Genomic DNA, 23,504 nt, shown 5'->3' with positions numbered 1-23,504 from the left:
CCGGGGGTCCGGCGTCAGCAGTAGAGGTTGCCGCCGGGGGTCGTCCCGAGGATCTGCGTGAAGCGCTGGTAGTTGTTCACGCGGCTCTGGACCTGCGCCGGGTTCTTGCCGTCGCACTCCAGGGAGCCGTTGATGCTGCGGATCGTCTGGCCGAAACCGGCGCCGTTCACCATGGCGTTGTGCGGTGTCATGCTGCCGGGCCCGTTCTGGGTGTTCCAGTACCACAGGGCCGTCTTCCAGGCGACGGCCGAGTCGTTCTGCACCAGCCAGGGGTTGTTGAGGAGGTCGATGCCGAGGGCGTCGCCCGCCGCCTTGTAGTTGAAGTTCCAGCTCAGCTGGATCGGGCCGCGCCCGTAGTAGGCGGCCTGCCCGGCCGGACAGCCGTAGGGCCGGCTCCAGTCGCAGTAGTGGGGGTAGTTGGCGGTGTTCTGCTCCACCACGTGCACCAGGCCGCCGGTCTCGTGGCTCACGTTGGCGAGGAAGGCTGCGGCCTCCTGCTTCTTCACCGTGTCGCTGCCGGTGTTGGCGAAGCCGGGGTAGGCGCTCAGGGCCGCGGTCAGGCCGCTGTAGCTGTAGAACGAATTCCGGTTGGGGAACATCTGGTTGAACTGCGCCTCCGTCACGACGAAGCGCCCGTCGGGCGTGCCGGTGCCGCCGTCACAGGCGTACGGCTCCCAGTACCAGGTGCTGATGACCGGGTCGTAGCCCGGGTTGGCGTGCTCGGCGATGTACGCCTTGCCGTCGGTGTAGCGGACGATGTCACCGGCGTTGTACGCCTTGCCGGCCACCCAGTTGGGGTAGCTGGAGCACGTGGCGGCGGCGGCGTTCGTGGCCGGGAGCAGCACCGGGGCGGTGCCGGCGAGGGTGAGGGCGGCCAGGACGGCGGAGACACGGCGTCTCGACACGGGATCAACTCCTTTGCGGGGCACGGCCGCACCCCGGTGGGGCAGGACGCAGCGGCCCGCACCGCACGCACCGGCGGACCGGACACGGCGTGGGGGGCGGCCGTGGTGGGGGGCTGTGGAGGGACACTCAACCGTGTTGGTCTGTACCAGTCAAGGGTGTAGACCAGTCAGGTATAGACCATTTCCGGACCGCTTCCGCCTCCGCCGGATCGGGGCAGCGCTCCGGACACACCGTGGCCGTCCCGGCGCGCGGCGCGGCGGCAGGCACCACAATCACCTGCATGACCACCACTGCCCACCCCCTCGTCACCGCCGCCCAGCGGCTGGCCCGCGATCTTCTGGTCCCGCAGGCGGAGCGGGTCGACCAGGAGGGGGTGCCGGCGAGCCACATCGAGGCGATCAGGCGGGCGGGCCTGCTGGGAGTGGGGGCACCGGCGGAGTACGGCGGGGCGGACGCGCCCGTCGCCGTGGCGCGCCGGACCGCGGAGATCCTGGCCGGGGCGTGCTGCTCCACCTGGTTCGTGCAGACCCAGCACCACACGCCCGTGAAGCTGCTCGCCGCCCATGACGGCCCGGCCAGGGAGAGGCTGCTGCACCCCCTGGCGACGGGCGAGCTGATGGCCGGCATCGCGTACGCCCATGTGCGCGCCTTCCCCCGGGTGCCGGTGCGGGCCTCTCCCGAGCGGGGCGGCTGGCGCTTCGACGGCAAGGTGCCCTGGTACACGGGGTGGGGCCTGAACGACGTGATGCTGCTGGCCGGGGTGACGGACGCGGCGGAGGTGGTGTTCGCCTTCTCCGGCGCCCGGGAACAGCCGGGCCTGACCGCCTCCGCGCCGATGCGGCTCGCGGCCCTCTCCGCCGCGCGTACGGTCTCCCTCGACCTGGACGGCCTGTGGCTGCCGGAGGACTCCGTGGTGCAGCGGGTGCCGCAGGCGGACTTCGCCGGAATCGATCTGCCGCGGGCCGCCAACGCCGGCCCCGCCGTCTTCGGGGTCGCGGAGGCGGCGCTCGACCTGGTGGGGCGGAGCCCGGACGGCGAGGAGCCGGCCCGGACCCTGCGCGTCCGGCTCGACGAGGTCCGCCGGGAGGCGTACGCCTTGGCCGATCAGCCGGTCACCCGGGAGTGCGTCACCCGGCGGCTGGCGGCGAGGTCACGGGCGTACGACGTGATGCGCGCGGCCACGACCGCGGCGATCGTGGCCGGCGGCGGGCGGGCGATGGCCCTGGACGACCGGGCGCAGCGCCTGGCCCGTGAGGGGATGTTCCTGCTGATCCAGGGCCAGACCGCCGACGCGCGCCGCAGCCATCTGGGTTCGCTGGCGTCCCCGTAGCGGACCGCCGGACGACGGTCGCCGTCCGGCGGTCCGCGGCGTCAGTCCTCGTCCGGGACGACCACGAGGAAGGCGTCGGACTCCAGGTCCATCACGACCGTGGCGGCCTCACCCTCGGCGCGGCGACGTGCCGCGTACTCCTCCGCCGGCCACGAACCGCGGGGGGATCCCGCCGGGAACCGTTCCAACACCTTCGCACTGATGGCCGCAGTCACGTCCGCTGCCCTCCCCAGTTCCGCGCCGCCCACCAGGGCCGCGTCGATCGGTCGCTGTCGTACACATCCGGTTGCCCCCGATCCGCCCGCACATGTACGGGCGTTCGAACTTCGCACATCGCTGGAGCTCTACACATAAAGGATGAATAAGAGCAGAATGATGCTTACGTGGCGCTTACCGCACTCCCCACCAGACGCGGTCGCCCTGCACAGAAGGAGACGAGTCATGGCCAACGTCTCGCCCACCCGAGGTGACATCACCAGCCACCCGGACGCTTCGGAGATGCGGGACCGGTACGCCCGTGTCCTCGGCGGCCGCGATGTGGCGCTCGTGGACGGACCGGTGTTCCTGCTCGGTCTGTACTGCGCCGCGTCACCGTGGATCGTCCACTACACGACGAGCCAGCCGTCCGTCGCGACCCACAACCTGATCATGGGCATCGCCATCGGACTGCTGGCGCTCGGCTTCACCCGCGCGCCCGAGCGCATGTACGGCCTGAGCTGGGCCATGTGCGCCCTCGGGGTCTGGATGATCGTCTCGCCGTGGATCGTCGGCAGCAGTCCGGACGCCGGTGTGGTGTGGAACAACATCGTCATCGGCGCGCTGGCCGTCGTCCTCGGCCTGGTGTGCGCCGGCACGGCGGCGAAGGCCTCGCCGAGGCCGTAGCCGCGCCGGAGAGGCTCAGCTGCGCACCGTGTACCGGTACGGCGTCGTCGTGGTCAGCGGCACGAACCCCAGACGCTCCAGGATCGGCCGGCTCCGGTCGGAGGCGTCCACCTGGAGGTGGGGGCAGCCGCGGGCCGCGGCGACCCGGGCACGGTGCGCCACCAGCGCCCGGTAGACGCCCCGGCCCCGCGAGCCCTCGACCGTGCCGCCGCCCCACAGCCCGGCGAAGCCGGTACCGGGCACGAACTCCAGGCGGGCCGCGCCGACCGCCTCGTCGCCGGCCATCGCCACCAGGGCGACCACGCCGCCCGGGTCGGCCGTGAGCCGGGCGAGCAGCTGCTCGCGCAGCCAGGAAGCGTCCGAGCCGAACGCCTTCTCGTGGACGCCCGCCACGAGGTCCACGCCCCCCGCGTCGGTGACCTGCACGACACGGACGCCCTCGGGCGGTTCGGCCACCGCGGCGGGACCGTCGCTGCGGCCGACCATCAGCGTCTCCGCGGGTCCGGGCCGGAACCCGGCCGCGCGCAACCGCCGCCCCAGGTCGGCGGGGCCGTCGTGTCCGTACAGCTTCCATTCGAAGTCGGCGCCGAGCCCGCGGAAGCGCTCGATCTGCTCGGCCACGGCGGCATCCGCCCCGGCCTCGTCGAGTGCGGACCAGACCACACCGTTCCAGCTCCGGACACCGCCGAGCTGGCGGACCACGTTCGCGGAGCGTTCCACGCGTGCGCCGGGGCCGTCCGGCCGGGCCCCTTCCCGCACATCCCGGTCGAACTCGGCGAGCAGCGCGGCCCTGTGCTGGTGATCCATGGCCGTACTCCAGCAGCGGCCCGGGCCGCCCCGCAACGTCTTTTCCCGCGCGGCGCCCGCCGCCGTGCCGCCCGCCACGCCGGTGTTTTCCGTCCCGAAGGGAGCGCGCCGTAGGGTCCTGACGATCACATCCGCGCGTGAGAGGGCTGCCCCATGGTCGTGAAGGACTCGGAACTGCCGTACCTGCGCCGCTGCGTGGAGCTCGCGGCCGAGGCACTCGAGGCCGGGGACGAGCCCTTCGGTTCGGTGCTGGCCGGCGGCGACGGCACGGTGCTGGCGGAGGACCGCAACCGGGTGGCGGACGGCGACCGCACCCGTCACCCCGAGTTCGCGCTGGCGCGCTGGTCGGCCCGGCACCTGACCCCCGCGGAGCGGGCCGCGGCCACCGTCTACACCTCCGGGGAGCACTGCCCGATGTGCGCGGCCGCCCACGCCTGGGTCGGCCTGGGCCGGATCGTCTACGTCGCCTCCTCCGAGCAACTCGCCTCCTGGCTGGAGGAGTTGCAGGTTCCCGCACCGCCGGTGCGGACACTCCCCGTGCACGACGTGGCACCCGGCGTGGCCGTCGACGGCCCGGTGCCGGAACTGGTGGAGGAGGTGCGGGCGTTGCACGTCCGCCTGCACCGCGGGCACGGCTGAGCCGCAGGCCGGTCCGGCGGCGGTGGCCGCCCGGGATGCCCCGAGATGCAAGGCCACCGGGGCGAATCTACGATCGGATTCAACGAGATCAGGTGCACGCCTCGGTCTCCCCGACGGGGGGAGGCGCATGTCCTCGCTGCCGGCCCACCGGCTGATGGCCGTCTACCTCGGCCTGGTCACAGCCGTGACGATCCTCTACATGACCCTGCCGGTGGCGGCTCCCGCGCTCTGGGCCGTAATCGGGCTGGCCGGCGTGGCCGCCGTCGTGACCGGCACACTCCTGCACCGGCCCAGCCATCCCTGGCCCTGGTGGGTGCTGGCCTGCGGGCTGCTGACCTTCATCGCGGGCGACACCTACTACAACGTGATGGAGGGGTACTTCGACGCCTCCAACCCGTTCCCCTCCCCCTCCGACGCCCTCTACCTCCTCACCTACCCGCTGTTCGCGATCGGGCTGTCGGGGCTGGTGCGCCACCGGTGGGCCGACCGCGACCTGCCGAGCCTGCTGGACGCGCTGATCATCACGGCCGGCCTCGCGCTGCCCGTGTGGGTCTACCTGGTGCAGCCGCTGACGGTCGTGGACGGGATGACCTGGCAGCAGCGGGCGATCAGCATCGCCTACCCCCTCGGAGACGTGCTGGTGCTGGCGCTGCTGGCGCGCCTGCTGGCCCCGAGCCCGGTGACCGGCCCCAACCGGGCCGTGCAGCTCCTGGTCGTCGGCACCGGGACGCTGCTGCTGTTCGACATCGCCTACGGGATCCTGCAGCTGAAGGACCTCTGGGAGACCGGCACGCTGCTGGACCTCGGCTGGATCGCCTTCTACACCGCCTGGGGGCTGGCCGCGCTGGACCCGTCCATGGTCGAGCTGACCGCCTCGGTGCCGCAGCGCGAGTCCATGCTGCCGCCCCCGCGCCGCCTGGTCATGCTGGCCGTGGCGACGCTGATCCCGCCGGGGATCCTGCTGCACGAGGGACTGAGCGGCGAGACGCGGGACGCCGCCGTGATCGCGGCGTTCTCCGGGGTGCTCTTCCTGCTGGTGATCCTGCGGCTGGCCGGCATGGTGGTGGCCCACCGCAGGTCCGTGAGCCGGGAGCTCGCCCTGCGCTCGGCCGCCGCGTCCCTGGTCTCCGCGTACCGCCCGGAGGAGGTCGACCGGACCTGCCGTACGACCGTCGACCGGCTGATGGGCCCCGACGTGGAGCACCGGACGCTGCTGCTGCCGACCGACCGGGCCGGGGACTTGGGCGGCGGCGGCTCCCAGCTGGTGAGCCCGGCCGTGCTCGACCCGCAGGTCGCCGCCGGACTGGACGGCCTGCCCTCGGTGCTGGTGTGCCCCATGGTCCAGCGGGACCGGCCGGGCGCGAGCGTGCCCGGTGTGCTGCTGGTCGCCGCGCCGGAGCGGCAGCTGAACGAGACGTGGGGCTCGCTGGAGATCCTCGCCTCGCACGCGGGTCTGGCCCTGGAGCGCGTCACCCTGCGCCAGGAGGTCGTGCGGCGGGAGAACGAGGCGTACTTCCGCACCCTCGTGCGCAACGCCTCCGACGTCATCCTGATCGTCGAGGACGACGACACGATCCGGTACGCCAGCCCGTCGGCGCGCTCGGTGTTCGGCACCGAGGAACTGGTCGGGGTCTCGCTGCCCGGACTGGTGGACCCGAGCGACCGGCAGCGGGCCCGGCGGGATCTGGCCGCGCTGCGCGCGCACGGTTCGCGAGCGGGGCACGACCACTGGTGGGTGCGGCGCGGGGAGGAGCGCGTCGAGGTCGAGGCCCGCTTCAGCGACTTCCGCGCCGAGCGGACCGTGTCCGGGCTGGTGGTCACCCTGCGGGACGTCACCGAGCAGCGGCGGCTGGAGCAGGAGCTGACCCAGCGGGCGTTCCACGACTCGCTGACCGGACTGCCCAACCGGACCCTGCTGCTGGAGCGCATCGAGCGCGCCCTGCTGCGCGGCCGCCGTGAAGCGTCCCTGACCTGCCTGCTCTTCATCGACCTGGACGACTTCAAGCTGGTCAACGACACGATGGGGCACCGCGCCGGCGACCAGCTGCTGATCTCGGTGGGCAACCGGCTGTCCCGGGCGCTGCGGCGCACCGACACCGCGGCCCGGCTCGGCGGGGACGAGTTCGCGGTGCTCATGGAGGACGCCAAGCAGCCGCTGGACGCCGAACTCCTGGCGGCGCAGGTGATCCAGACCCTCAGCCGGCCGTTCGACCTGGCCGACGAGGCGGTGACCGTGTCGGCCAGCGTGGGGGTGGCCACCGCGCGTGACAGCACGGACGCCGAGGAACTGCTGGGCCACGCCGACCTCGCGCTGTACGCGGCGAAGGCGGCGGGCAAGCGGCAGTGGCGCCGCTTCCGGCCGCTGCTGCGCAGCCGCATGGTCGAGCGGCACGACCTGCAGACCCAGCTGGCCCAGGCCGTGGCGGACAAGGCCTTCCGCCTGCGCTACCAGCCGGTCGTGGACATCACCGCGGGCGAGGTCGTCGGGTTCGAGGCGCTGGTGCGCTGGCCGCAGGAGCGGCCCCAGGTGGGCCCGGAGCAGTTCATCGGCCTGGCCGAGGAGACCGGGCACATCGCGCCGCTCGGCTCCTGGGTGCTGGAGAACGCGGTCAACGACATCGTCGGCCTGCAGCAGCTGCCCGGGCCCGCCCGTCCGCCGTACGTCAGCGTCAACGTCTCCGCCCGTCAGTTCCGCGACGCCGGCTTCATCGAGCAGGTCGGCGAGGCCCTGAGCACGCCGGGTCTCGAACCCGGCTCGCTGCAGCTGGAGCTGACGGAGACCGTGCTGCTGCAGCGCGACGACCGGCTGCAGACGGTGCTGAACACGCTGAAGGAACTCGGCGTGCACATCGCGGTCGACGACTTCGGCACCGGCTTCTCCTCCCTGCGCTACCTGCGCGACTTCCCGATCGACGTCCTGAAGATCGACAAGTCGTTCATCGACGACATCGCCCGGGACGCCCAGCAGGTCGCCCTGGTCGAGGGGATCGTGCGGATCGCCGACACGCTGGGGCTCCAGGTCATCGCGGAGGGCATCGAGGACACCTCGCAGCGGGACCTGCTGGCGAGCATGGGGTGCCGCTTCGGGCAGGGGTTCCTGTTCGCCAGGCCCCTGACGGTGGAGCAGAGCGCTCACGTGCTGCGCGAGCCGAGCGCACGGCCTTTCGCCCCGCCCCGGCCCCGCAGGCCGCGGATGGACGCGGCCAAGGGGCGCAGGGAGGCGCGCTGGGCCGACCTGGAGCACCTGCGGCGCACCAGCCCGATGAGCGACGCCGTCCTCGACGAGGTGCGCGGCCGGCACATCCGCAGCGGCGACCACTGGCTGATCGACTTCGCCTCCTGCAACTACCTGGGCTTCGACTGGGACCCGGAGGTCATGGAGTCCGTGGATCCCGCGGTGCGCCGGTGGGGCACGCACCCCAGCTGGTCGCGGCTGCTGGGCAGTCCGCGCCTGTACCCGGACATCGAGGAGCGGCTCGCCGCGCTGCTGGGCGCGCCGGACACCCTGCTGCTGCCGACGCTGACGCTGGTGCATTCGTCGGTGATCCCGGCGCTGGCCGAGGACGGGCACATCTTCGTGGAGGCGACGGCCCACCGGACCGTCTACGACGGCTGCGTGGTGGCCCGGGCGCAGGGCGCGACCCTGCACCGCTTCCACGCCGAGCGGCTGGACGAACTGCGCGCCCTGCTGGCCGGGGTGCCACCGGGCACGCCCCGGCTGGTGTGCCTGGACGGCGTCAACAGCATGAGCGGCAACATCCCCGACCTGCCCGCGCTGGCCGCCGTGTGCCGCGCCGAGGGCGCGACGCTCTACGTCGACGACGCGCACGGCTTCGGCGTGATCGGGGAGCGCGGCCCGGACGAGCCGTGCCCGTACGGCATGCGCGGCAACTGCGTGGTGCGGCACACCGGTGAGTCGTACGACGGGATCGTGCTGGTGGGCGGCTTCTCCAAGGCGTACTCGTCCCTGCTGGCGTTCCTCGCGCTGCCGTCCGAGCTGAAGAACCGGCTGAAGACCGCGGCGGCGCCCTACCTGTACTCCGGGCCCTCCCCCACGGCCTCCCTCGCGACGGCGCTGGCGGGGCTGGACGTCAACGAGCGCCGCGGCGACGTCATCCGCGCGGACCTGTACCGCAAGACGGTGCGGGTGCTGGACCACCTGGACGGCATGGGCGTGAGCACCCTGAACGCGGACCGGCTGCCCATCGTGGAGGTCCCGCTGGCCAACCCGGCGGACCTGGACGCGGTCGCGGCGTTCCTGTGGCAGGAGGGGGTGTACGTGACGCTGGCCGCCTACCCGCTGGTCCCGCGCGACCGGGTGGGTTTCCGCGTCCAGCTCACGGCGCTCAACTCGGACGAGGACATCGGCCACCTGAACGGGACCCTGACCCGGTTGTCCGAGCGTTTCCCGCTGCGGATGAAGGGCTGAACGGCCATGACGACGCACAACGACGACGTGGACTGGGACCGCTGGCCGGTCGCCGACTACCTGGCCGAGAACTACCGCGAGGTGCACCCGTCGGACGCGGCGGTCATCGCCCACCACAGTGCCTTCTACCGGCGTTTCGCGCCGGGCGCGATCGCGCGCTCGGTGGAGTTCGGGGCGGGCCCCAACCTCTACCCGCTGATGCTGGCGTCGGCGGCGAGCCGCCGGATCGACGCGGTGGAGGCGGGGGCGAGCAACGTCGGCTACCTGACGAACCAGATCTGCCACCGCCCGGACGCCAGCTGGCTGCCCTTCCACGCGCTGTGCCGGGAGCTCAACCCGGACGTCCCGGCGACCCTGGCGGGGGCGCTCGCCCCGGTGCACGTCGTCCACGCCGACGTCCGCACGCTGCGGCCGGGGACGTACGAACTGGCCTCGATGCACTTCGTCGCCGAGGGCGCCACGGAGGACTTCGGCGAGTTCGCCGACTTCTGCCGCCTGTTCGTGCGGACCGTGGTGCCGGGCGGTCACCTCGTCGCCGCGTTCATGGAGAACCTGCCGACCTACCGCATCGGCCCGGCCTCACGGTGGCCGGGGTGCCCGGTGGACCCGGCCACCGTCACGGAGGTCTTCGCCCCGCTCACCCGCGACCTGGACGTGACCCGCATCGACGTGGACCCGACGCTGCCGGACTACGGCGACTCGGGCATGGTGCTGCTGACGGGGGTGGCGGAGGCGGTGTGAGCGGAAGGCTCCGGGGCTCAGCGCTGCGAACCGGGGCGGAAGCGCCGGCGCAGCACCACTCCGCCGGCCAGCAGTGCGGCGCTCGCCGCGACGGTCTGGAGGGTGTGGTCGGTGCCGGTGTGGGCCAGGGCGGCCCTTGCGCGAGGCGCGGCGTGCGGCACCGGGGCGGGCGCGGGGAGCGTGCGGGGCGGGGTCGGCGGCTCGGGCTCGGGCTCGGCCTTCGGCGGCTGCCGGGGGCGTTCGGGCCGGACGGGCGGGGCGTCCGGGGTGTTCGAGGACGCGTTGCCGGTCGCGGGGTTGCCGACGCCGACCACGTTCACGGAGTTGCCCGTGACGTTGACCGGCAGGTCGACGGGCAGTTGCACCCCGTTGCCGGAGACCACGCCCGGGGAGTCCTTCGCTGCGCCCTCGGCACCCGCCCCGTGCGGGCCGCGGGGGCCGTCGTCCACGTTGGCGCAGGTGTTGCCCGCGGCCGGGTTGAGCAGCCCCACCACGTTCACCGTGTTGCCGCACGCGTTGACCGGCACGTGCACCGGGAGCTGGACGCTGTTGCCGGAGACCGCTCCGGGCGATCCGGCTGCGGAGCCGTCCGCACCGGCCCCTGCGTACGCGGGCACGGTCATGGCCATCGCGCCCGAGGCGGCGGCGACGGCGATCATGCCGTTCCTGGTAACCCGTTTCATAGGCTGCCTGCCTTCCAGACATCGTCGTCACGGGCACTCACCCGCACCGGATAGAACTCCCGCCGCCCGGTCCGAGTTATGGCTGATCGGCCTTTCACCCCATCGAGCGTCCCGGTTGTCGAACGGGCGGTAAAGCGTTTCGTATGCCGGTCAGGGGGCGAAGGCCGGTGGCCGCTCGTGCGGAGGCGCGGGTTCCGGGGTGCGCCTATCGTGGGCGAGGGCGCCGTTTCCCGGTCCGCTGCGAAGCGTCCCGCGTCCCTGGAGGCATCCATGCTGGCGAAGCTGTCCACGCGCCCCTCGATACCGCGCTGCGCGGTGTCGGCGGCGGCCGGGCTGGCCCTGCTGGGCACCGCGCTCCCGGCCGTCGACGAGCCGTCGCCCGGCCTGGCGCGCTTCTACGACCAGAAGGTCACCTGGTCCCGGTGCCCGGGCCTGGAGATGCCGAAGGACCTGCAGTGCGGCAAGGTCACCGTTCCGCTCGACTACGCCCACCCCGGCAAGGGCACCCTCGACCTGGCCGTGGCGCGCTACCGCGCCACGGGCGACTCCCGCGGCTCGGTGCTGTTGAACTTCGGCGGCCCGGGCGGTCAGGGCGTGGCCCAGCTGGGCATGGGCGGCAAGGACTTCATGGGCCTGACGGACCGCTACGACGTGGTCTCCTTCGATCCCCGCGGTGTCGGCCGCTCCTCACCGGTGAGCTGCGGCAACGCCCCCGACGCCCTGGCGGCGGCGGACGAGGCCGCCGACGGGGGCGACGCCCGTGCCGTGCTCGAGGAACTGCGCGCGGCGGCCGCGGCGTGCGCCGAGCACTCCGGCCCGGTCCTGCCCCACATCGGCACGGTGAACGCCGCCCGCGACCTCGACGTGATGCGCGCCGCCCTCGGCGACGGCAAGCTGAACTACCTCGGCTTCTCCTACGGCAGCCGGCTCGGCGCCGTGTACGCGGCGGAGTTCCCCGGCAAGGTCGGCAGGATCGTGCTGGACGGCGTCGACACCCTGACCGAGCCGCTGTCCGAGCAGGGCGTGGCGAGCGCGCAGGGTCAGCAGACCGCCCTGGAGAACTTCCTCACCTGGTGCACGGACGACATCGCCTGCCCCTTCGGGCGCAACCCCCGGGAGGCCCGGGAGCGGGTGGTGCAGGTGGTGAAGTCGCTGGACGAGGACCCGGTGCCGACGGACTTCGGGGAGGCGTTCAGCGGGCAGGACTTCGCCGGCGCCCTCGGGCAGGGCCTCTACAGCCGCGAGCTGTGGCCCTCGCTGCAGCGGGCCCTGTCGCAGTTGCTGGAGGACGGCGACACCCGGGGCCTGGAGGCCTTCCTCTCCGGGGGGTTCGCCCTCCCGCCGCGGCGGACCCCGCACGCCGGGCTCACCGATCCGCAGGACGTCCCCATGGACAACCTTCCGGCGGCGCTGATGGCGGTCAACTGCGCGGACGACCCCGACCGCCCCGCGGCCGACCGGGTCACCCGCGACCTGGACCGGCTGCGCGCCCGCTACGAAGAGGCCTCACCCGTCTTCGGCCGGTACCGGCTGACCCAGGTGCTGATGTGCTACGGGCGGCCCAAGGGCACCGACTACATCCGCGAGAAGGTCAAGGACGTCGACACCCCGCGGATGCTGCTCGTCGGCACCCGGGGCGACCCGGCCACGCCGTACCGGTGGACGGTGGAGACGGCGAAGCGGCTCGGTTCGTCGGCCGTGGTGCTGGACAACCGGGGCGAAGGGCACACCGGCTACGGCTCCTCCCCGTGCGTGCAGCGCAAGGTCGACGCCTTCCTGCTCTACGGCACGCTGCCGCCGGACGGCAGTTCCTGCGGCTCCGACCACGACGCCGAGTGAGGGCACGAGGACGGCACTCTACCTCTCGAACACAAGGCCGTCGAACGTGTGCGGCAGCATCGCGCGAACACCCCGACGGTCCGTCAAAACCCCTGTGTCGTCTAGGATTTGAGGCTCCCGGCAGCACTCGCAGGAGCTACCTTCGAGTAACTCGGTGAGACTGTGGCATATGCCGGAAGCACCACCGTATCGTGTGGTGCCAAATCCCTTACAGGCCGTCGCGGGCTGTGCAACAGTCGTAGCGGTCCCTCCGTCCGCCTTGGTCGTACCGTCCCCGCATCGGAGTGCGTCATGCCGTCCCACCTCTCCGCGGACCGCCCCGCCCCCCAGCCGCCAGGACGCGGCTCGGTCGACGCGCTCATCTCGCAGACGCGGCGGCTCAAGGGCGACGTGGACGCGGTGCGCCGGGGCGCGGACGACGAGCCGGACCACCCCCGGGGCCGATGGCAGCGTGCACTGTACGACCTGGCCCTGCACCAGCTCGACGACCTCGACGAGCACCTGGCCCAGCTGCGCGACGGCCCGCTGCCCGCGACGGCGCAGACCGAGCCGGCGCCGCGGGGCTCGCTGCTCAGCAGGGTCGGCAGCGCCGAGTGGAACCTGCAGACGGACGAGGCCAGTTGGTCCGGCGAGCTCTACCACATCCTGGGCCGCGATCCCGCCGCCGCTCCGCTCACCCTCGACGAACTGCCGTCGCTCGTGCTCGACGAGGACCGGCCGAGGCTGACGGCGATGGTCACCAACTGCCTGGTCGACGCCCGCCCCATCGACGGCGAGTTCCGCATCGCCCGCCGGGACGGGGACGTGCGCACCGTGCACATGATGGGCGAACCCGTGCTGGACGCCGACGGGAGCACCGCCTCGATGTGGGCCGTGCTGCGGGACGTCAGCGAACTGCGCCGCAACCAGCGGGCGGTGAGCGAGACCCGTGACTCGCTGCACCGCCGGCGAGAGGCCGCGCACGGCGAGCGCCGGCTCGCGGCCGAGTTGCAGGAGGCCGTGCTGCCGCCGGGGCTCGGCTCCCCGCGGCTCCCGCACCGGGCCTCCGGCGCGCTCGACCTCGCCGCCCGCCGCCTGCCGGCCTCCACGCGCACGCCGATCGGCGGCCACTGGTACGACGCCCTCGAACTGGCCGACGGGGACACGCTGCTGAGCGTCGGCGACCTCACGGGTCAGGGCGTCGGCGTCACGTCGACCATGACCATGCTGCTCGGCGCCGTCCGCGGCATGGCCATGGCCGGGACCGGGCCCGCCCAGCTGATGGCCTGGCTGAACCAGTTACTGGACGCCACCGTGCAACCCGCCCTGGGCAGCGCCGTGTGCTGCCGCTACCGGCCCGGCACGCGCACCCTGGTGTGGGCGCAGGCCGGGCACCCCGCCCCGCTGCTGTTCCGCGGCGGGACGGGGCGGGTGCTGGACGCCCCGGCCGGCGTCCTGCTCGGCGCCACCTCCGGACCGGTCTACGGGCAGGCCGAAGAAGCCCTGGAGGACGGCGACCTGCTCCTCCTGCACACCGACGGGCTGGTGCCGGGACACACCGGGAGAGCAGCCGCGGACGTCCTCCTCGGCCTGGCGCCACGCCTGGGCGGCGACCGCACTGCGGAGGACTGCGTGCGCACGGTCGTCGAGGAGTTCGGCACGCACGAGCGGGAGGACAACGCCTGCCTGCTCGTCGTCAAGGTGACGTGAAGTCTCCCCAAGCGTCCATGATTTGACGGCGGCTCAGGCCGGTGCGCGGCCGGCTTCCTTGCCCTTGGGCTTCGGCAGGGCCAGCTTGATCTCCTCCCGCAACTCCTGGATTCTCGGCGTCCCCGAGTACTGGGCCGTGAGCCGGTACATCTCGCGCAGCCGGTCCCAGGTGCGGTGCGAGGAGTTGGACCCCATCGACACCAGTGCCAGGCGGGCGTAGCGGTCGGCCTGTTCGGGATCGTCCGCGATGAAGCAGGCGGAGGCCATCGACAGGTAGTCGAAGATCTTCGACCGCTGCCGGCCGTCGACGCGCAGGGCGAGCGCCTTCTCCGCGTAGTGCTGGGCGTGCACGGCCGCACCCGGCTCGAACTCGGCCAGCGTGCGGTACGCGAGGGCCTGCATGCCGTACAGGTCCTCCTCCTTGAAGGTCTGCATCCAGTCCGGGGGCGGGACGTCGGCCTTGTCGGAGACGAACAGGTCCTCCGCGCGGCCCAGGGTGCGGCGCATGGCCTGGCCCTTGCCCATGGCGGCCTGCGCCCAGGCCTCGACGGTGTAGAGCATCGCCCGGGTGCGGGGCAGCACCTCCTCGCCCGAGCCGGACGTGGCGAGCTTCATCAGGTCCAGGGCGTCGTGCGGCTTGCCCAGATGCACCATCTGGCGGGCCGCGCGGGAGAGAGCCTCGCCCGCGCGGGGCCGGTCGCCGCCCTCCCGGGCCGCGTGCGCGGCGATGACGAAGTACTTCTGCGCCGTGGGCTCCAGGCCGACGTCGTGGGACATCCAGCCGGCGAGGACGGCGAGGTTGGCGGCGACGCCCCACAGGCGCCGCTGAAGGTGGGGCGGGTGGCGGTAGGCGAGCATGCCGCCCACCTCGTTGAGCTGGCCCACCACGGCCTTGCGCTGGAGCCCGCCGCCCCGGGCGGCGTCCCAGGCGCGGAACACCTCGACGGAGCGCTCCAGTTCCTCGATCTCCTGCGACCCGATGGGGGCGGCCTCGTAGCGGTCGAACCCAGCGGGGTCGGCGTGCAGGGAGTGGTCGAGGCGGGGGGCGTCGGCCGTCAGGGCCGGGTCGGTGTGCAGCCAGTCGTACATGGCGCTGCTGAGTGCGGATCCCGCGGCGAGCGCGGCGCCCGCGCCCACCAAGCCGCGTCGGTTGAGCATGAGGTCCATTCCCGTGAATTCGGTGAGGACCGCGGCGGTTCGCTCGGGCGCCCACGGCACACCGTCGGGAGACTCCGTGCTCCCGCCGCCCTGCCGTTTCCCCGTACGCCCGTGCCTGACCAGACCGAGGTCCTCGATGGTCACGACACGGCCGAGACGCTCGGTGAACAGAGCCGCCAGCACCCGCGGCACCGGATCGCGCGGGATCTCTCCCGTGTCGATCCACCGCCGCACCCGGGAGGTGTCGGTCGCCAGCTGGGGATGGCCCATGGCCGCCGCCTGCCGGTTGACCAGCCTCGCGAGTTCGCCCTTGGACCAGCCGGCCAGGCCGAACAGGTCCGAGAGCCGGGTGTTGGGTTGTCCGCTCACGTCAAGCCCCCAGGTTCTCGGCTGAGTTGACAGTAGCCCGGCCGGAGTTGCCGGGCGACTATTCGCCAGGGTTCGCCAGGGTGCGCCAGATGGTGTGCCAGGGGCCATCCGGTGTCAGGTAGGAACGCGCCACCCCGACCCGGTCGCCGCAGGGGCATTCCCCAGGATGATCCCGGGCCCCGGGCCGGGTGTGCGCTGTCGTCGCAGGCACACGAAGGGATCTGTTTCGCCCATGTACACAGCATCGTCCTCCGTGTCCGCACCGCCCCGGTCGCTGCACCCGCGTCCCGCGGACAACGGCCCCTACCTGGCCCCCGCCCGGCCGGCGAACCCCGTGCTCGGCGCGGGCCGGCCCCGGCGCGGCGCGCTCCTCGGCACCCAGCCGCTCAGCGGGAGACTCGACCTGTCCGGCCCCCAGGGCGCGCAGCTGCGCACGGCCATCGCGTCGGTGCACCGCATCTGCCCGGAGTTCAGCCCGGTGCAGGTGCTGCGCCGCAGCGGCCGGTCCGTGATCCTGGTCGGCACGACGGGCCGCAGCTTCGCGGTCGCCAAGTGTTTACTGGACCACTCCCCCGCCTGGTCGGAGCGGATCCGCCACGAGATAGCGGCCTACCGCTCGTTCGTCCGGCACCGCCCTCCGGTGCGGGCGCCGAGGCTGATCGCGGCGGACCCGGACAACTGCACGCTGGTGATCGAGCGGATGCCCGGGCGGGTGGCGGCACTCCAGCGGCACCCGGCCGAGGCGCCGCCGCGTGCGGACATCAGAGCGGCTCTCGGCGCGATCTGCCGGCTGAACGCCTGGCGGCCGCCGGCGGGCACGTTCGACGCCCCGCTGGACTACGCGGCCCGCATCGCGCGCTACCACGAGCTGGGCCTGCTCACCGACCGCGACCTCGGCGACCTGCAGAAGCTGCTGCACGGCATCGCCCAGTCGGCGGGGCGGCAGGGCATGGGCCAGTTCTGCCACGGCGACGCGCTGCTGTCGAACATCCTCCTGTCACCGGCCGGTCCAGTGCTGGTGGACTGGGAGCACGCGGGCTGGTACCTGCCGGGTTACGACCTGGCGACGCTGTGGTCGGTGCTCGGGGACGCACCGGTCGCCCGTCGTCAGATCAGCCAGATCGCGCAGTCGGCGGGCCCGGCGTCCAGGGACGCCTTCCTGGTGAACCTGATGCTGGTGCTGACCCGGGAGATCCGCACCTGCGAGACGGCCGTGCAGCGTTCCCTGCACGAGGTGACCCCGGCGGCACCGGGTCCGGCCCACCAGGGTGCCGCGCCGTCCGGCGAGGAGCAGAGGCTGCTGCTGCGGCGGCTGCACGACGACTGCCAGCTGGCCCGGCGGGCCGTGCGGGCAGCGGTCGGTACTCGCTGACGGGGACGCACGAGGGTCGCTGGGCGCCGATCGGCGCCCAGCGGCCCTCCCGTGTGCGCGGGGGCGGGTTCAGCCCTGCTGGAACAGCTCCGCCGGCAGCGGCTTGAGCAGGGCGTACAGGTCGTCCGTGATGGGGCGGTCCCAGGCGGCGATGGTCACCAGGACGTTGTCGCTGCGGTCGAACTGGACGCAGGAGATCCGGCTCTCGGAGAGCTTAACGCGCCGGACGATCAGGAGGTTGTCGCCCTGCATCACCGGGACGTCCTCGGTGTCGACGACGGTGACCTCCTCGTCGTTCTCCAGCGCCAGCAGCAGCTGGGCCACCTCGAAGGGGACCTCGCCCTCGGGGACCTCGCGGGCCGGCGATCCCTCGGGCAGGTTGCCGATGATCATCGCGGGGCCGCGGCCGCCGAACAGGTCGTAGCGCAGGAAGACGCCCTGGCAGGTGCCGTCGGGCGCGGGCAGCAGTCCCGCACCGAGGTTGCCGGGCCAGTCGCCCGGGTCCATGGCCAGGACGTCGAAGTCGGGCCCGGCGGGCGTGGCGCTGCGGCGGCGGAGGAACGACATGTCGCCCATGGTACGTGCCCGGGGCCGCGAAGCGCCGGGCGGGCGGCGGACGGACGGGCCCCGGCCGCCGCCGCTCCCGGCCGGGTGGCCCTCAGTCCTCGCCGGGGGCGGGCGGCACCACCGCAACGGGGCTCTCGGCGTGCAGCAGGACGGCCTGGGTGACCGAGCCCATCATCCGGGCGGGTGCCGTCAGGCGCCGCCGGTGCCGGCCCACGACGACGAGGCCGGCGTCCGCGGAGGCGTGGACGAGGTGACCGGCCGCGTCACCGGCCGCGGCGACCGTCTCGGCGTCGACGTCGGGATGCCGCTCGCGGTACGGGGCGAGGAAGCCGTCGGCGAGGACCCGGGCCTCGTCCTCGATGACGGTCTGGTCGACGATCGGCGGGGGCAGCTCGCCCGGCATCATCCAGGGCTGCGCGGGCCACGGGTAGGCGGCCACCGCCCGGAGGCGGGCGCCGCGCCGGGCGGCCTCCTCGAAGGCGAACGCCAGGGTGGCCTCGTCGGGGCCGTCCACCTTGAGGCCCACGACCACCCGCGAGCCGGGACCGGGCACCGCGCCGCCGGGGACCTCGCGTCCGGGCCGGGGTACCACGACGACCGGGCACTCGGCGTCGCGGGCGGCGGCCATGCTCGTGGAGCCGAGCAACAGGCCGGCGAAGCCGCCGCGGCCCCGGGACCCGAGCACCAGCAGCTGCGCGCCGGCGCCCAGTTCGGCGAGGACCACGCCGATCGCACCCTCCGGTGCGGAGTACTCCGTGTCGGGCAGGCCGGGGCGTCCCTCCAGGTGGGCGCGGACCCGGTCGAGGACCGGGTCGTCCCGGGGGTCCGCCGGTCCGGCGGTGAGCACGTCGGGCCGGGCCCAGTGCGCGTACTGGCGGACATGGACCACGCGCAGGGGTGCCGCGCGCCGGCGTGCGGCGTCGACGGCCCAGTCGAGGGCGCGCAGGCTGCCGTCCGAACCGTCGACCGCCGCGACGACCGGCAGGGTGCTCATGGGTTCCTCACCTCCGGGAGACGACCGTCCCCTCCCGGTGCCAGCCTGACGTACGGAACGGCCGCGGGAGGACGCCCCGGGTCTCGTGTCCGCGATCGCGGCGGGAACACCCCCGCACGGGCCGCCCTGTCACCCGGCAGGCGGGTACGGTCCACTCCCGGCACGCCCGCCGGGGCCGGTGGTGCCGGTGGTGCCGGTCCGGTGCCGTCCGGGGCCGGTCAGGTGAGGTCGAACTCGCCCTCCCGGGCTCCCGAGACGAACGCGCCCCACTCGTCGGGCGTGAAGATCAGGGAGGGGCTCTCGGGCCGGGCGCTGTTGCGCATGGCGATGAAGCCTTCGACGAAGGCGATCTGCACATCCCCCCGGCCTCGGCTGCTGGACTGCCACTGCGCGTTGCTGAGGTCCAGATCCGGCTTGTCCCAGCCCGTGAACGGGCGCTGCTGGGTGGTGGTCTCGGGCACGTCCGTGCTCCTCCCCATTTCGTCGTCCGCGGCCAGCCTAGCGACCGTGTCCCACGGCCGACAGGGCACGTGAGGGGGACCTTTCGGCGGTGGCGGTTGAACTCGCGGTGACATCCGGACGTACTGGTGGTGGCAGGCCCGCGCGCGGGCTCTGTTCGCCATGCCTCTGCACGACCTCAGCTTCTGCACGACCGCAGCCTTCGCACGACCGCACGGAAGGACCATCGGGTGTCGCCTTTCACTCGCTCCCGCCCCCAGCCGGACTCGGCCGAGAGCGGTACGGAACCCGACGGCGACGCCACCGGACCCGACCCGGTCCGGGACGCGGACGTCCCGCGGGGCGCCGCCGCGGGCGGGGAGGGGAGCGGCGCTGCCGGGGAGCCGGACCCGGACGGCGGACGGCCCGGTTGGTTCGGCTGGCGGCGGCGCCACCCCCGGGCGGCGCACCGGGTCTCGCTCGCGGTCACCGTGCTGGCCGGTCTGCTCGTGCTGGTCGCGTTGCTCCTGCCCAACCGGATCGAGCGGCTGGAGTTCACGTCGTTCCTCCGGATCCCCGCCGAGGGCGTGCTGCTGGCGGGGCTGCTGCTCGCGCTGCCGCCGAGGCCCCGGCGGATCACGGCCGTCGTGACGGGGATGCTGCTGGGGCTGCTGACCGTCCTGAAGTTCCTGGACATGGGCTTCCACCAGGTCCTGGCCCGGCCGTTCGACCTGGTCCTGGACTGGATCCTGCTCGACGACGCGACGGACTTCCTGCGGGAGTCGTTCGGCCGCACCGGCCAGGTCCTGGCCGTCACCGCCGTCGTGGTGCTGTTCGTCGCGCTGGTCGTGCTGACGACGCTGGCGGTGGTGCGGCTGACGAACCTGATGGTCCGCCACCGGCACACCGCCGGCCGGACCGTGCTCGTCCTGGGCACGGCGTGGATGACCTGCATGACGCTGGGCCTGCAGATCGGCACCGTGCCGATCGCCACGAAGGGCAACGCGGACTTCGTCGGCAACCGCGTCGAACAGGTCCGGGCGGGGCTGCGGGACGCGCGGGTGTTCCGCGAGCAGGCCGCCGTGGACGCCTTCGCGAAGACCCCGCCGGACCGGTTGCTGACGGGACTGCGGGGCAAGGACGTCCTGTTCACCTTCATCGAGAGCTACGGACGCGTGGCGATCGACGATCCGGCGATGGCCGCGCAGACCGACGCCGTGCTCAGGGAGAGCACGGCCGGGCTGAAGTCCGCCGGGTTCGCCTCGCGCAGCGGCTGGCTGCGCTCCCCGGTGACGGGGGCGGGCAGCTGGCTCGCCCACTCGACGTTCCTGTCCGGCCTGTGGATCAAGAACCAGCAGCGCTACCGCAGCCTGACCACCAGCGACCGCATGACGCTGACCAAGTACTTCGGGAAGACCGGCGCCTGGCGGACCGTCGGCATCGTGCCGGGCGTGCGGCGGGCCTGGCCGGAGGGAAAGTTCTTCGGCCTGGACCACATCTACGACTCCGAGCACCTCGGCTACCACGGCCCCTACTTCAGCTGGACGCCGGTGCCCGACCAGTTCAGCATGGAGGCCTTCCAGCGCCTGGAGCACGGCAAGAAGGACCGGGAGCCGATCATGGCGGAGATCATCCTGGCCTCCAGTCACAACCCCTGGTCGCCCGTGGCGCACATGATCGACTGGGAGGACCTCGGCGACGGCTCGGTGTTCCACCGCATCAAGAAGGAGGGCACCGACCCCAAGGAGGTCTGGAAGGACCCGGAGAAGGTGCGCGCCGAGTACCGCAAGGCCATCGAGTACTCGATCCGCAGCCTGACCGAGTGGATGCAGCGCTACGGCGACGAGGACACGGTCCTGGTCTTCCTCGGCGACCACCAGCCGGTGCCGACCGTTCTCGCCGGGGACACCGGCAGGGACGTGCCGATCAGCATCGTCGCCAAGGACAGCAAGGTCCTGGACCGCGTGGCCGACTGGGGCTGGACGGACGGCCTCAAGCCGGCGGCCAACGCCCCGCGTTGGGGGATGGACAAGTTCCGTGACCGCTTCATGACGGCGTACGGCCCGCAGCCCTGAGGGCGCCGTGGGGCGGCAGCTGCGGAGCGGGCCGTGCGGGCGGCGGTCCCTGAGCGGGCCGTACCGGCGGCGGGCCGGCCGGGTGCCGCGCGGTCAGGCGAAGAAGGCGGACACGCGGCGCGTGAACCACCGCGGGTCGTCGAGCCACGGGTAGTGCCCCGCGCCCGGCTGCACCACGCACTCGGCGTGCGGGAAGACGCCCGCGGTGCGGCGGGCGAGGGCCGGGGCCGGTCCGCCGTCGGCCCCGCCGGCGAGGACGAGGACGGGCGCGGTCAGCCGGGCGAGCGCGGCTCGCGTCGCCTCCGGGTCCCAGGCGCCGTCGGCGCCGTAGGCGTCCGCCGCCTCGTCGTTGGTCTCGGCCTCCTCGCGGCCGGCGTGGGCGCGGGCGGTGTCGTCCCAGCGTCCGTGGAAGAACGGCACGAACACCGGGTCGAAGTCGCCCGAGCCGTCGAGCCAGGCCTCGAACGCCGGGAACGCGTCCGCGAACCAGGGTTCCGAGGCTCTCGACAGGGCCGCCCCGCGCCGGTCGCCGGCGGTGGCGGGCCACCCCAGCGCCCAGGGGGTGGCGGTGACCAGCGCCAGCCGAGCGATGCGCTGCGGATACCGGGCGGCGTAGAGCAGGGCGAGGCTCCCGCCCGCCGAGTGCGCGAGCAGGTCCATCCGTTCCAGGCCCAGCCGGAGCCGCAGCGCCTCGACGTCGTCGACGAGCCGGTCGCAGCGGTACGTCTCCGGGTCCGCCGGCGTCTCGGAGTCCCCGGTGCCGCGCAGGTCGAGCAGCACCAGCCGGTGGTGGGCGTCCAGCCCGCCGAGGTTTCCCAGGTAGGCGGAGGCCCGCATGGGGCCGCCGGGCAGCACGACCAGCGGCCGGCCCGCACCGCGCTGGTGGTAGGCGAGTCGGGTTCCGTCCGGGGCGTCGAAGATCGGCACGGCGTCGATCCTCGTGCCGGGGGCCGGCCCGGCACAAGCGGGTTCTCCGGTCCTCTACCCGTGCCCGAGGTCGTCCCTGAGCCGGCGCTTGAGGATCTTCCCGCTGGCGTTGCGCGGGAGCTCGTCCACGAACACCACCCGCTTCGGCGCCTTGAACGGGGTGAGCCGCTCGCGGACGTGGTCGACCAGCTCCGCCTCGGTGACCTCCCCGTGCGGGACGACGACGGCCGTGACGGCCTCGATCCACCGCTCGTCGGGCAGGCCCACGACCGCGGCCTCGGCGACCCGCGGATGCGTGTAGAGGGCGTCCTCGACCTGGCGTGAGGCGATGACCACACCGCCGGAGTTGATCACGTCCTTCACGCGGTCGACGATCGTGAAGTAGCCGTGGGCGTCGCGCACGGCGAGGTCCCCGGAGCGGAACCAGCCGTCGCGGAAGGCCTCGGCGGTCTCCTCGGGCTTGTCCCAGTACCCCTCGCACAGTTGGGGGGAGCGGTAGACGATCTCGCCGGGGGTGCCGTCGGGCACGTCCTTGCCGTCCTCGTCGACCACCCGGGCGTCGACGAACAGCACGGGCCGGCCGCAGGAGTCCATGCGGCCCTTGTGCTCGTCCGGTCCGAGGACGGTGGCCAGCGGGCCGATCTCGCTCTGGCCGAAGCAGTTGTAGAAGGCCAGGCCCGGCAGGCGCTCCCGGAGCCGCTCGAGGACCGGCACCGGCATGATCGAGGCGCCGTAGTAGGCCTTGCGCAGGCCGCTCAGGTCACGCGTGGCGAAGTCGGGGCGCCGGGACAGGGCGATCCAGACGGTGGGCGGGGCGAACAGGCTGTCCACCCGGTCCGCCTCGATCAGGTCGAACAGCCGGTCTCCGTCGGGGGCGTCGAGCACGATGTTCGTCGCGCCGACGGCCAGGTACGGCAGCAGGAAGACGTGCATCTGGGCCGAGTGGTACAGCGGCAGCGCGTGCGCCGGGCGGTCGCCCGCACGGAGGTCGAGCGCGGTGATCGCGCTCACGTACTCGTGCACCAGGGCCCGGTGGGTCATCATCGCGCCCTTGGGCAGGGCCGTCGTGCCGGATGTGTACAGCAGCTGCACGAGGTCCTCGCCGCGCGGCTCGGGACCGTCGTGGGCGGGCGCCTCCTCCAGCCGGGCGAGCAGCGAGCCGTCGGCGTCGCGCAGGGGCAGCGTCCGGACGCCGCCGGGGAGCCGGGCGGCCAGGTCCGGGTCGGTGAGGACCAGGGAGCTGCCCGACTGGCCGAGGAGGTAGGCCAGATCGGCACCGGTCAGGTTCTGGTTGACCGGGACGTGCACCAGGCGGGCGCGGGCGCAGGCGAGGAAGGCGATCAGGTAGGCGTCGGAGTTGTGGCCGTAGGCAGCGACCCGGTCGCCCGGGGACAGCCCCAGGGCGAGCAGGACGCTCGCCGCGCGGGAGACGGCGGTGTCCAGTTCCTCGTAGGTCCAGGTGCGCTCGCCGTACTCCAGGGCGACGCGGGCCGGGGTGCGCCGGGCGCTGCGCCGCAGGACTCCGTCGACCGTGCTGCCGTGTCCGGGCGGGATCGTCGCTGGCGTCGTCATGACGACGATCTTCGGTTCGGCCCGGGAGCGGGTCAAGGATCGCGCGGGCGCGAGCCGGGGGCACGCAGGCCGCTCGACCCCTGCGCC

19 protein-coding genes are annotated in these 23,504 nt (G+C 73.4%); 9 read left to right on the top strand and 10 right to left on the bottom strand.

The window, feature by feature from the left end:
- Positions 1-14 precede the first annotated feature (14 nt).
- Positions 15-905 carry a glycoside hydrolase family 19 protein gene (locus ACFYWG_RS07585; RefSeq protein ID WP_383510553.1) on the bottom strand — a complete coding sequence of 297 codons (891 nt, stop codon included), beginning with the start codon at positions 903-905 and terminating at the stop codon, positions 15-17.
- A 281-nt stretch (positions 906-1,186) separates the two neighbouring features.
- Between ACFYWG_RS07585 and ACFYWG_RS07580 the strand changes: the two genes are divergently transcribed.
- Positions 1,187-2,236 carry an acyl-CoA dehydrogenase family protein gene (locus tag ACFYWG_RS07580; protein ID WP_389199910.1) on the top strand — a complete coding sequence of 350 codons (1,050 nt, stop codon included), beginning with the start codon at positions 1,187-1,189 and terminating at the stop codon, positions 2,234-2,236.
- 41 nt (positions 2,237-2,277) lie between these two features.
- Here ACFYWG_RS07580 and ACFYWG_RS07575 read toward each other — a convergent pair whose 3' ends face one another.
- Complete coding sequence (locus tag ACFYWG_RS07575; RefSeq protein ID WP_369194118.1) at positions 2,278-2,451, bottom strand: hypothetical protein; 174 nt, start codon at positions 2,449-2,451, stop codon at positions 2,278-2,280.
- A gap of 226 nt (positions 2,452-2,677) precedes the next feature.
- On the opposite strand from ACFYWG_RS07575, the gene ACFYWG_RS07570 reads away from it, so the two are divergent.
- Positions 2,678-3,118, top strand: coding sequence for an SPW repeat protein (locus tag ACFYWG_RS07570; protein ID WP_376329753.1), 441 nt, complete (start codon positions 2,678-2,680; stop codon positions 3,116-3,118).
- 15 nt (positions 3,119-3,133) lie between these two features.
- Here ACFYWG_RS07570 and ACFYWG_RS07565 read toward each other — a convergent pair whose 3' ends face one another.
- The gene (locus ACFYWG_RS07565) at positions 3,134-3,925 is read right to left on the bottom strand and encodes a GNAT family N-acetyltransferase (RefSeq protein WP_389199907.1); all 792 of its coding nucleotides are present in this window, start codon (positions 3,923-3,925) and stop codon (positions 3,134-3,136) included.
- A gap of 153 nt (positions 3,926-4,078) precedes the next feature.
- Between ACFYWG_RS07565 and ACFYWG_RS07560 the strand changes: the two genes are divergently transcribed.
- The 3 genes from ACFYWG_RS07560 (at position 4,079) to ACFYWG_RS07550 (ending at position 9,734) form a co-directional block, all read left to right on the top strand.
- Positions 4,079-4,564, top strand: a complete 486-nt coding sequence (locus ACFYWG_RS07560; protein ID WP_376329756.1) for a nucleoside deaminase — start codon at positions 4,079-4,081, stop codon at positions 4,562-4,564.
- 154 nt (positions 4,565-4,718) lie between these two features.
- Positions 4,719-8,993, top strand: a complete 4,275-nt coding sequence (locus ACFYWG_RS07555) for an aminotransferase class I/II-fold pyridoxal phosphate-dependent enzyme (protein ID WP_389200735.1) — start codon at positions 4,719-4,721, stop codon at positions 8,991-8,993.
- Between the two features lie 6 nt (positions 8,994-8,999).
- Positions 9,000-9,734, top strand: a complete 735-nt coding sequence (locus tag ACFYWG_RS07550; protein WP_383510717.1) for a class I SAM-dependent methyltransferase — start codon at positions 9,000-9,002, stop codon at positions 9,732-9,734.
- Between the two features lie 17 nt (positions 9,735-9,751).
- On the opposite strand, the gene ACFYWG_RS07545 is transcribed toward ACFYWG_RS07550, so the two are convergent.
- Positions 9,752-10,393 (bottom strand): chaplin, encoded by a 642-nt coding sequence (locus ACFYWG_RS07545; RefSeq protein ID WP_389199904.1) that lies wholly within the window; start codon positions 10,391-10,393, stop codon positions 9,752-9,754.
- A 294-nt stretch (positions 10,394-10,687) separates the two neighbouring features.
- On the opposite strand from ACFYWG_RS07545, the gene ACFYWG_RS07540 reads away from it, so the two are divergent.
- Together ACFYWG_RS07540 and ACFYWG_RS07535 are read left to right on the top strand one after the other, a co-directional pair.
- Positions 10,688-12,256, top strand: a complete 1,569-nt coding sequence (locus ACFYWG_RS07540) for an alpha/beta hydrolase (protein ID WP_376329765.1) — start codon at positions 10,688-10,690, stop codon at positions 12,254-12,256.
- A gap of 291 nt (positions 12,257-12,547) precedes the next feature.
- A complete protein-coding gene (locus ACFYWG_RS07535; RefSeq protein WP_389199902.1) occupies positions 12,548-13,945 on the top strand; it encodes a PP2C family protein-serine/threonine phosphatase in 1,398 nt (465 codons plus the stop codon).
- Positions 13,946-13,978: 33 nt separating this feature from the next.
- On the opposite strand, the gene ACFYWG_RS07530 is transcribed toward ACFYWG_RS07535, so the two are convergent.
- Entirely contained in the window at positions 13,979-15,472 is a 1,494-nt protein-coding gene (locus ACFYWG_RS07530) for a hypothetical protein (RefSeq protein WP_376329770.1), read from the bottom strand.
- 232 nt (positions 15,473-15,704) lie between these two features.
- Here ACFYWG_RS07530 and ACFYWG_RS07525 point away from each other — a divergent pair, with 232 nt between their 5' ends.
- Positions 15,705-16,844, top strand: coding sequence for an aminoglycoside phosphotransferase family protein (locus tag ACFYWG_RS07525; protein WP_389199899.1), 1,140 nt, complete (start codon positions 15,705-15,707; stop codon positions 16,842-16,844).
- A 69-nt stretch (positions 16,845-16,913) separates the two neighbouring features.
- On the opposite strand, the gene ACFYWG_RS07520 is transcribed toward ACFYWG_RS07525, so the two are convergent.
- From ACFYWG_RS07520 to ACFYWG_RS07510, 3 genes are all read right to left on the bottom strand, one after another.
- Positions 16,914-17,411 carry a hypothetical protein gene (locus ACFYWG_RS07520; protein WP_333930152.1) on the bottom strand — a complete coding sequence of 166 codons (498 nt, stop codon included), beginning with the start codon at positions 17,409-17,411 and terminating at the stop codon, positions 16,914-16,916.
- A gap of 91 nt (positions 17,412-17,502) precedes the next feature.
- Positions 17,503-18,405, bottom strand: coding sequence for a universal stress protein (locus ACFYWG_RS07515; RefSeq protein WP_385414398.1), 903 nt, complete (start codon positions 18,403-18,405; stop codon positions 17,503-17,505).
- 218 nt (positions 18,406-18,623) lie between these two features.
- Positions 18,624-18,866 (bottom strand): DUF397 domain-containing protein, encoded by a 243-nt coding sequence (locus ACFYWG_RS07510; RefSeq protein WP_333930150.1) that lies wholly within the window; start codon positions 18,864-18,866, stop codon positions 18,624-18,626.
- A 228-nt stretch (positions 18,867-19,094) separates the two neighbouring features.
- Between ACFYWG_RS07510 and ACFYWG_RS07505 the strand changes: the two genes are divergently transcribed.
- Entirely contained in the window at positions 19,095-20,918 is a 1,824-nt protein-coding gene (locus tag ACFYWG_RS07505; protein ID WP_389199896.1) for a sulfatase, read from the top strand.
- A gap of 93 nt (positions 20,919-21,011) precedes the next feature.
- Here the strand turns inward: ACFYWG_RS07505 and ACFYWG_RS07500 are convergent, their stop codons facing one another.
- Both ACFYWG_RS07500 and ACFYWG_RS07495 read right to left on the bottom strand, forming a co-directional pair.
- A complete protein-coding gene (locus ACFYWG_RS07500; RefSeq protein WP_389199894.1) occupies positions 21,012-21,845 on the bottom strand; it encodes an alpha/beta fold hydrolase in 834 nt (277 codons plus the stop codon).
- A 54-nt stretch (positions 21,846-21,899) separates the two neighbouring features.
- Positions 21,900-23,417, bottom strand: a complete 1,518-nt coding sequence (locus ACFYWG_RS07495; RefSeq protein WP_389199892.1) for an acyl-CoA synthetase — start codon at positions 23,415-23,417, stop codon at positions 21,900-21,902.
- Between the last annotated feature and the right edge of the window lie 87 nt (positions 23,418-23,504).

It is taken from the genome of Streptomyces sp. NPDC003456, assembly GCF_042878735.1.
In the GTDB taxonomy this organism is placed as follows: domain Bacteria; phylum Actinomycetota; class Actinomycetes; order Streptomycetales; family Streptomycetaceae; genus Streptomyces.
Note: the sequence above shows the minus strand (reverse complement) of the source record. Positions and strands in the feature narration are given on the sequence as shown.

Coding starts and splice junctions, on each gene's coding strand:
- ACFYWG_RS07525 (WP_389199899.1), top strand. CDS start 15,705: ATGTACACAGCATCGTCCTCCGTGTCCGCACCGCCCCGGTCGCTGCAC.
- ACFYWG_RS07540 (WP_376329765.1), top strand. CDS start 10,688: ATGCTGGCGAAGCTGTCCACGCGCCCCTCGATACCGCGCTGCGCGGTG.
- ACFYWG_RS07495 (WP_389199892.1), bottom strand. CDS start 23,417: ATGACGACGCCAGCGACGATCCCGCCCGGACACGGCAGCACGGTCGAC.
- ACFYWG_RS07565 (WP_389199907.1), bottom strand. CDS start 3,925: ATGGATCACCAGCACAGGGCCGCGCTGCTCGCCGAGTTCGACCGGGAT.
- ACFYWG_RS07545 (WP_389199904.1), bottom strand. CDS start 10,393: ATGATCGCCGTCGCCGCCGCCTCGGGCGCGATGGCCATGACCGTGCCC.
- ACFYWG_RS07580 (WP_389199910.1), top strand. CDS start 1,187: ATGACCACCACTGCCCACCCCCTCGTCACCGCCGCCCAGCGGCTGGCC.
- ACFYWG_RS07535 (WP_389199902.1), top strand. CDS start 12,548: ATGCCGTCCCACCTCTCCGCGGACCGCCCCGCCCCCCAGCCGCCAGGA.
- ACFYWG_RS07555 (WP_389200735.1), top strand. CDS start 4,719: ATGGCCGTCTACCTCGGCCTGGTCACAGCCGTGACGATCCTCTACATG.
- ACFYWG_RS07550 (WP_383510717.1), top strand. CDS start 9,000: ATGACGACGCACAACGACGACGTGGACTGGGACCGCTGGCCGGTCGCC.
- ACFYWG_RS07515 (WP_385414398.1), bottom strand. CDS start 18,405: ATGAGCACCCTGCCGGTCGTCGCGGCGGTCGACGGTTCGGACGGCAGC.
- ACFYWG_RS07560 (WP_376329756.1), top strand. CDS start 4,079: ATGGTCGTGAAGGACTCGGAACTGCCGTACCTGCGCCGCTGCGTGGAG.
- ACFYWG_RS07520 (WP_333930152.1), bottom strand. CDS start 17,411: ATGTCGTTCCTCCGCCGCCGCAGCGCCACGCCCGCCGGGCCCGACTTC.
- ACFYWG_RS07570 (WP_376329753.1), top strand. CDS start 2,678: ATGGCCAACGTCTCGCCCACCCGAGGTGACATCACCAGCCACCCGGAC.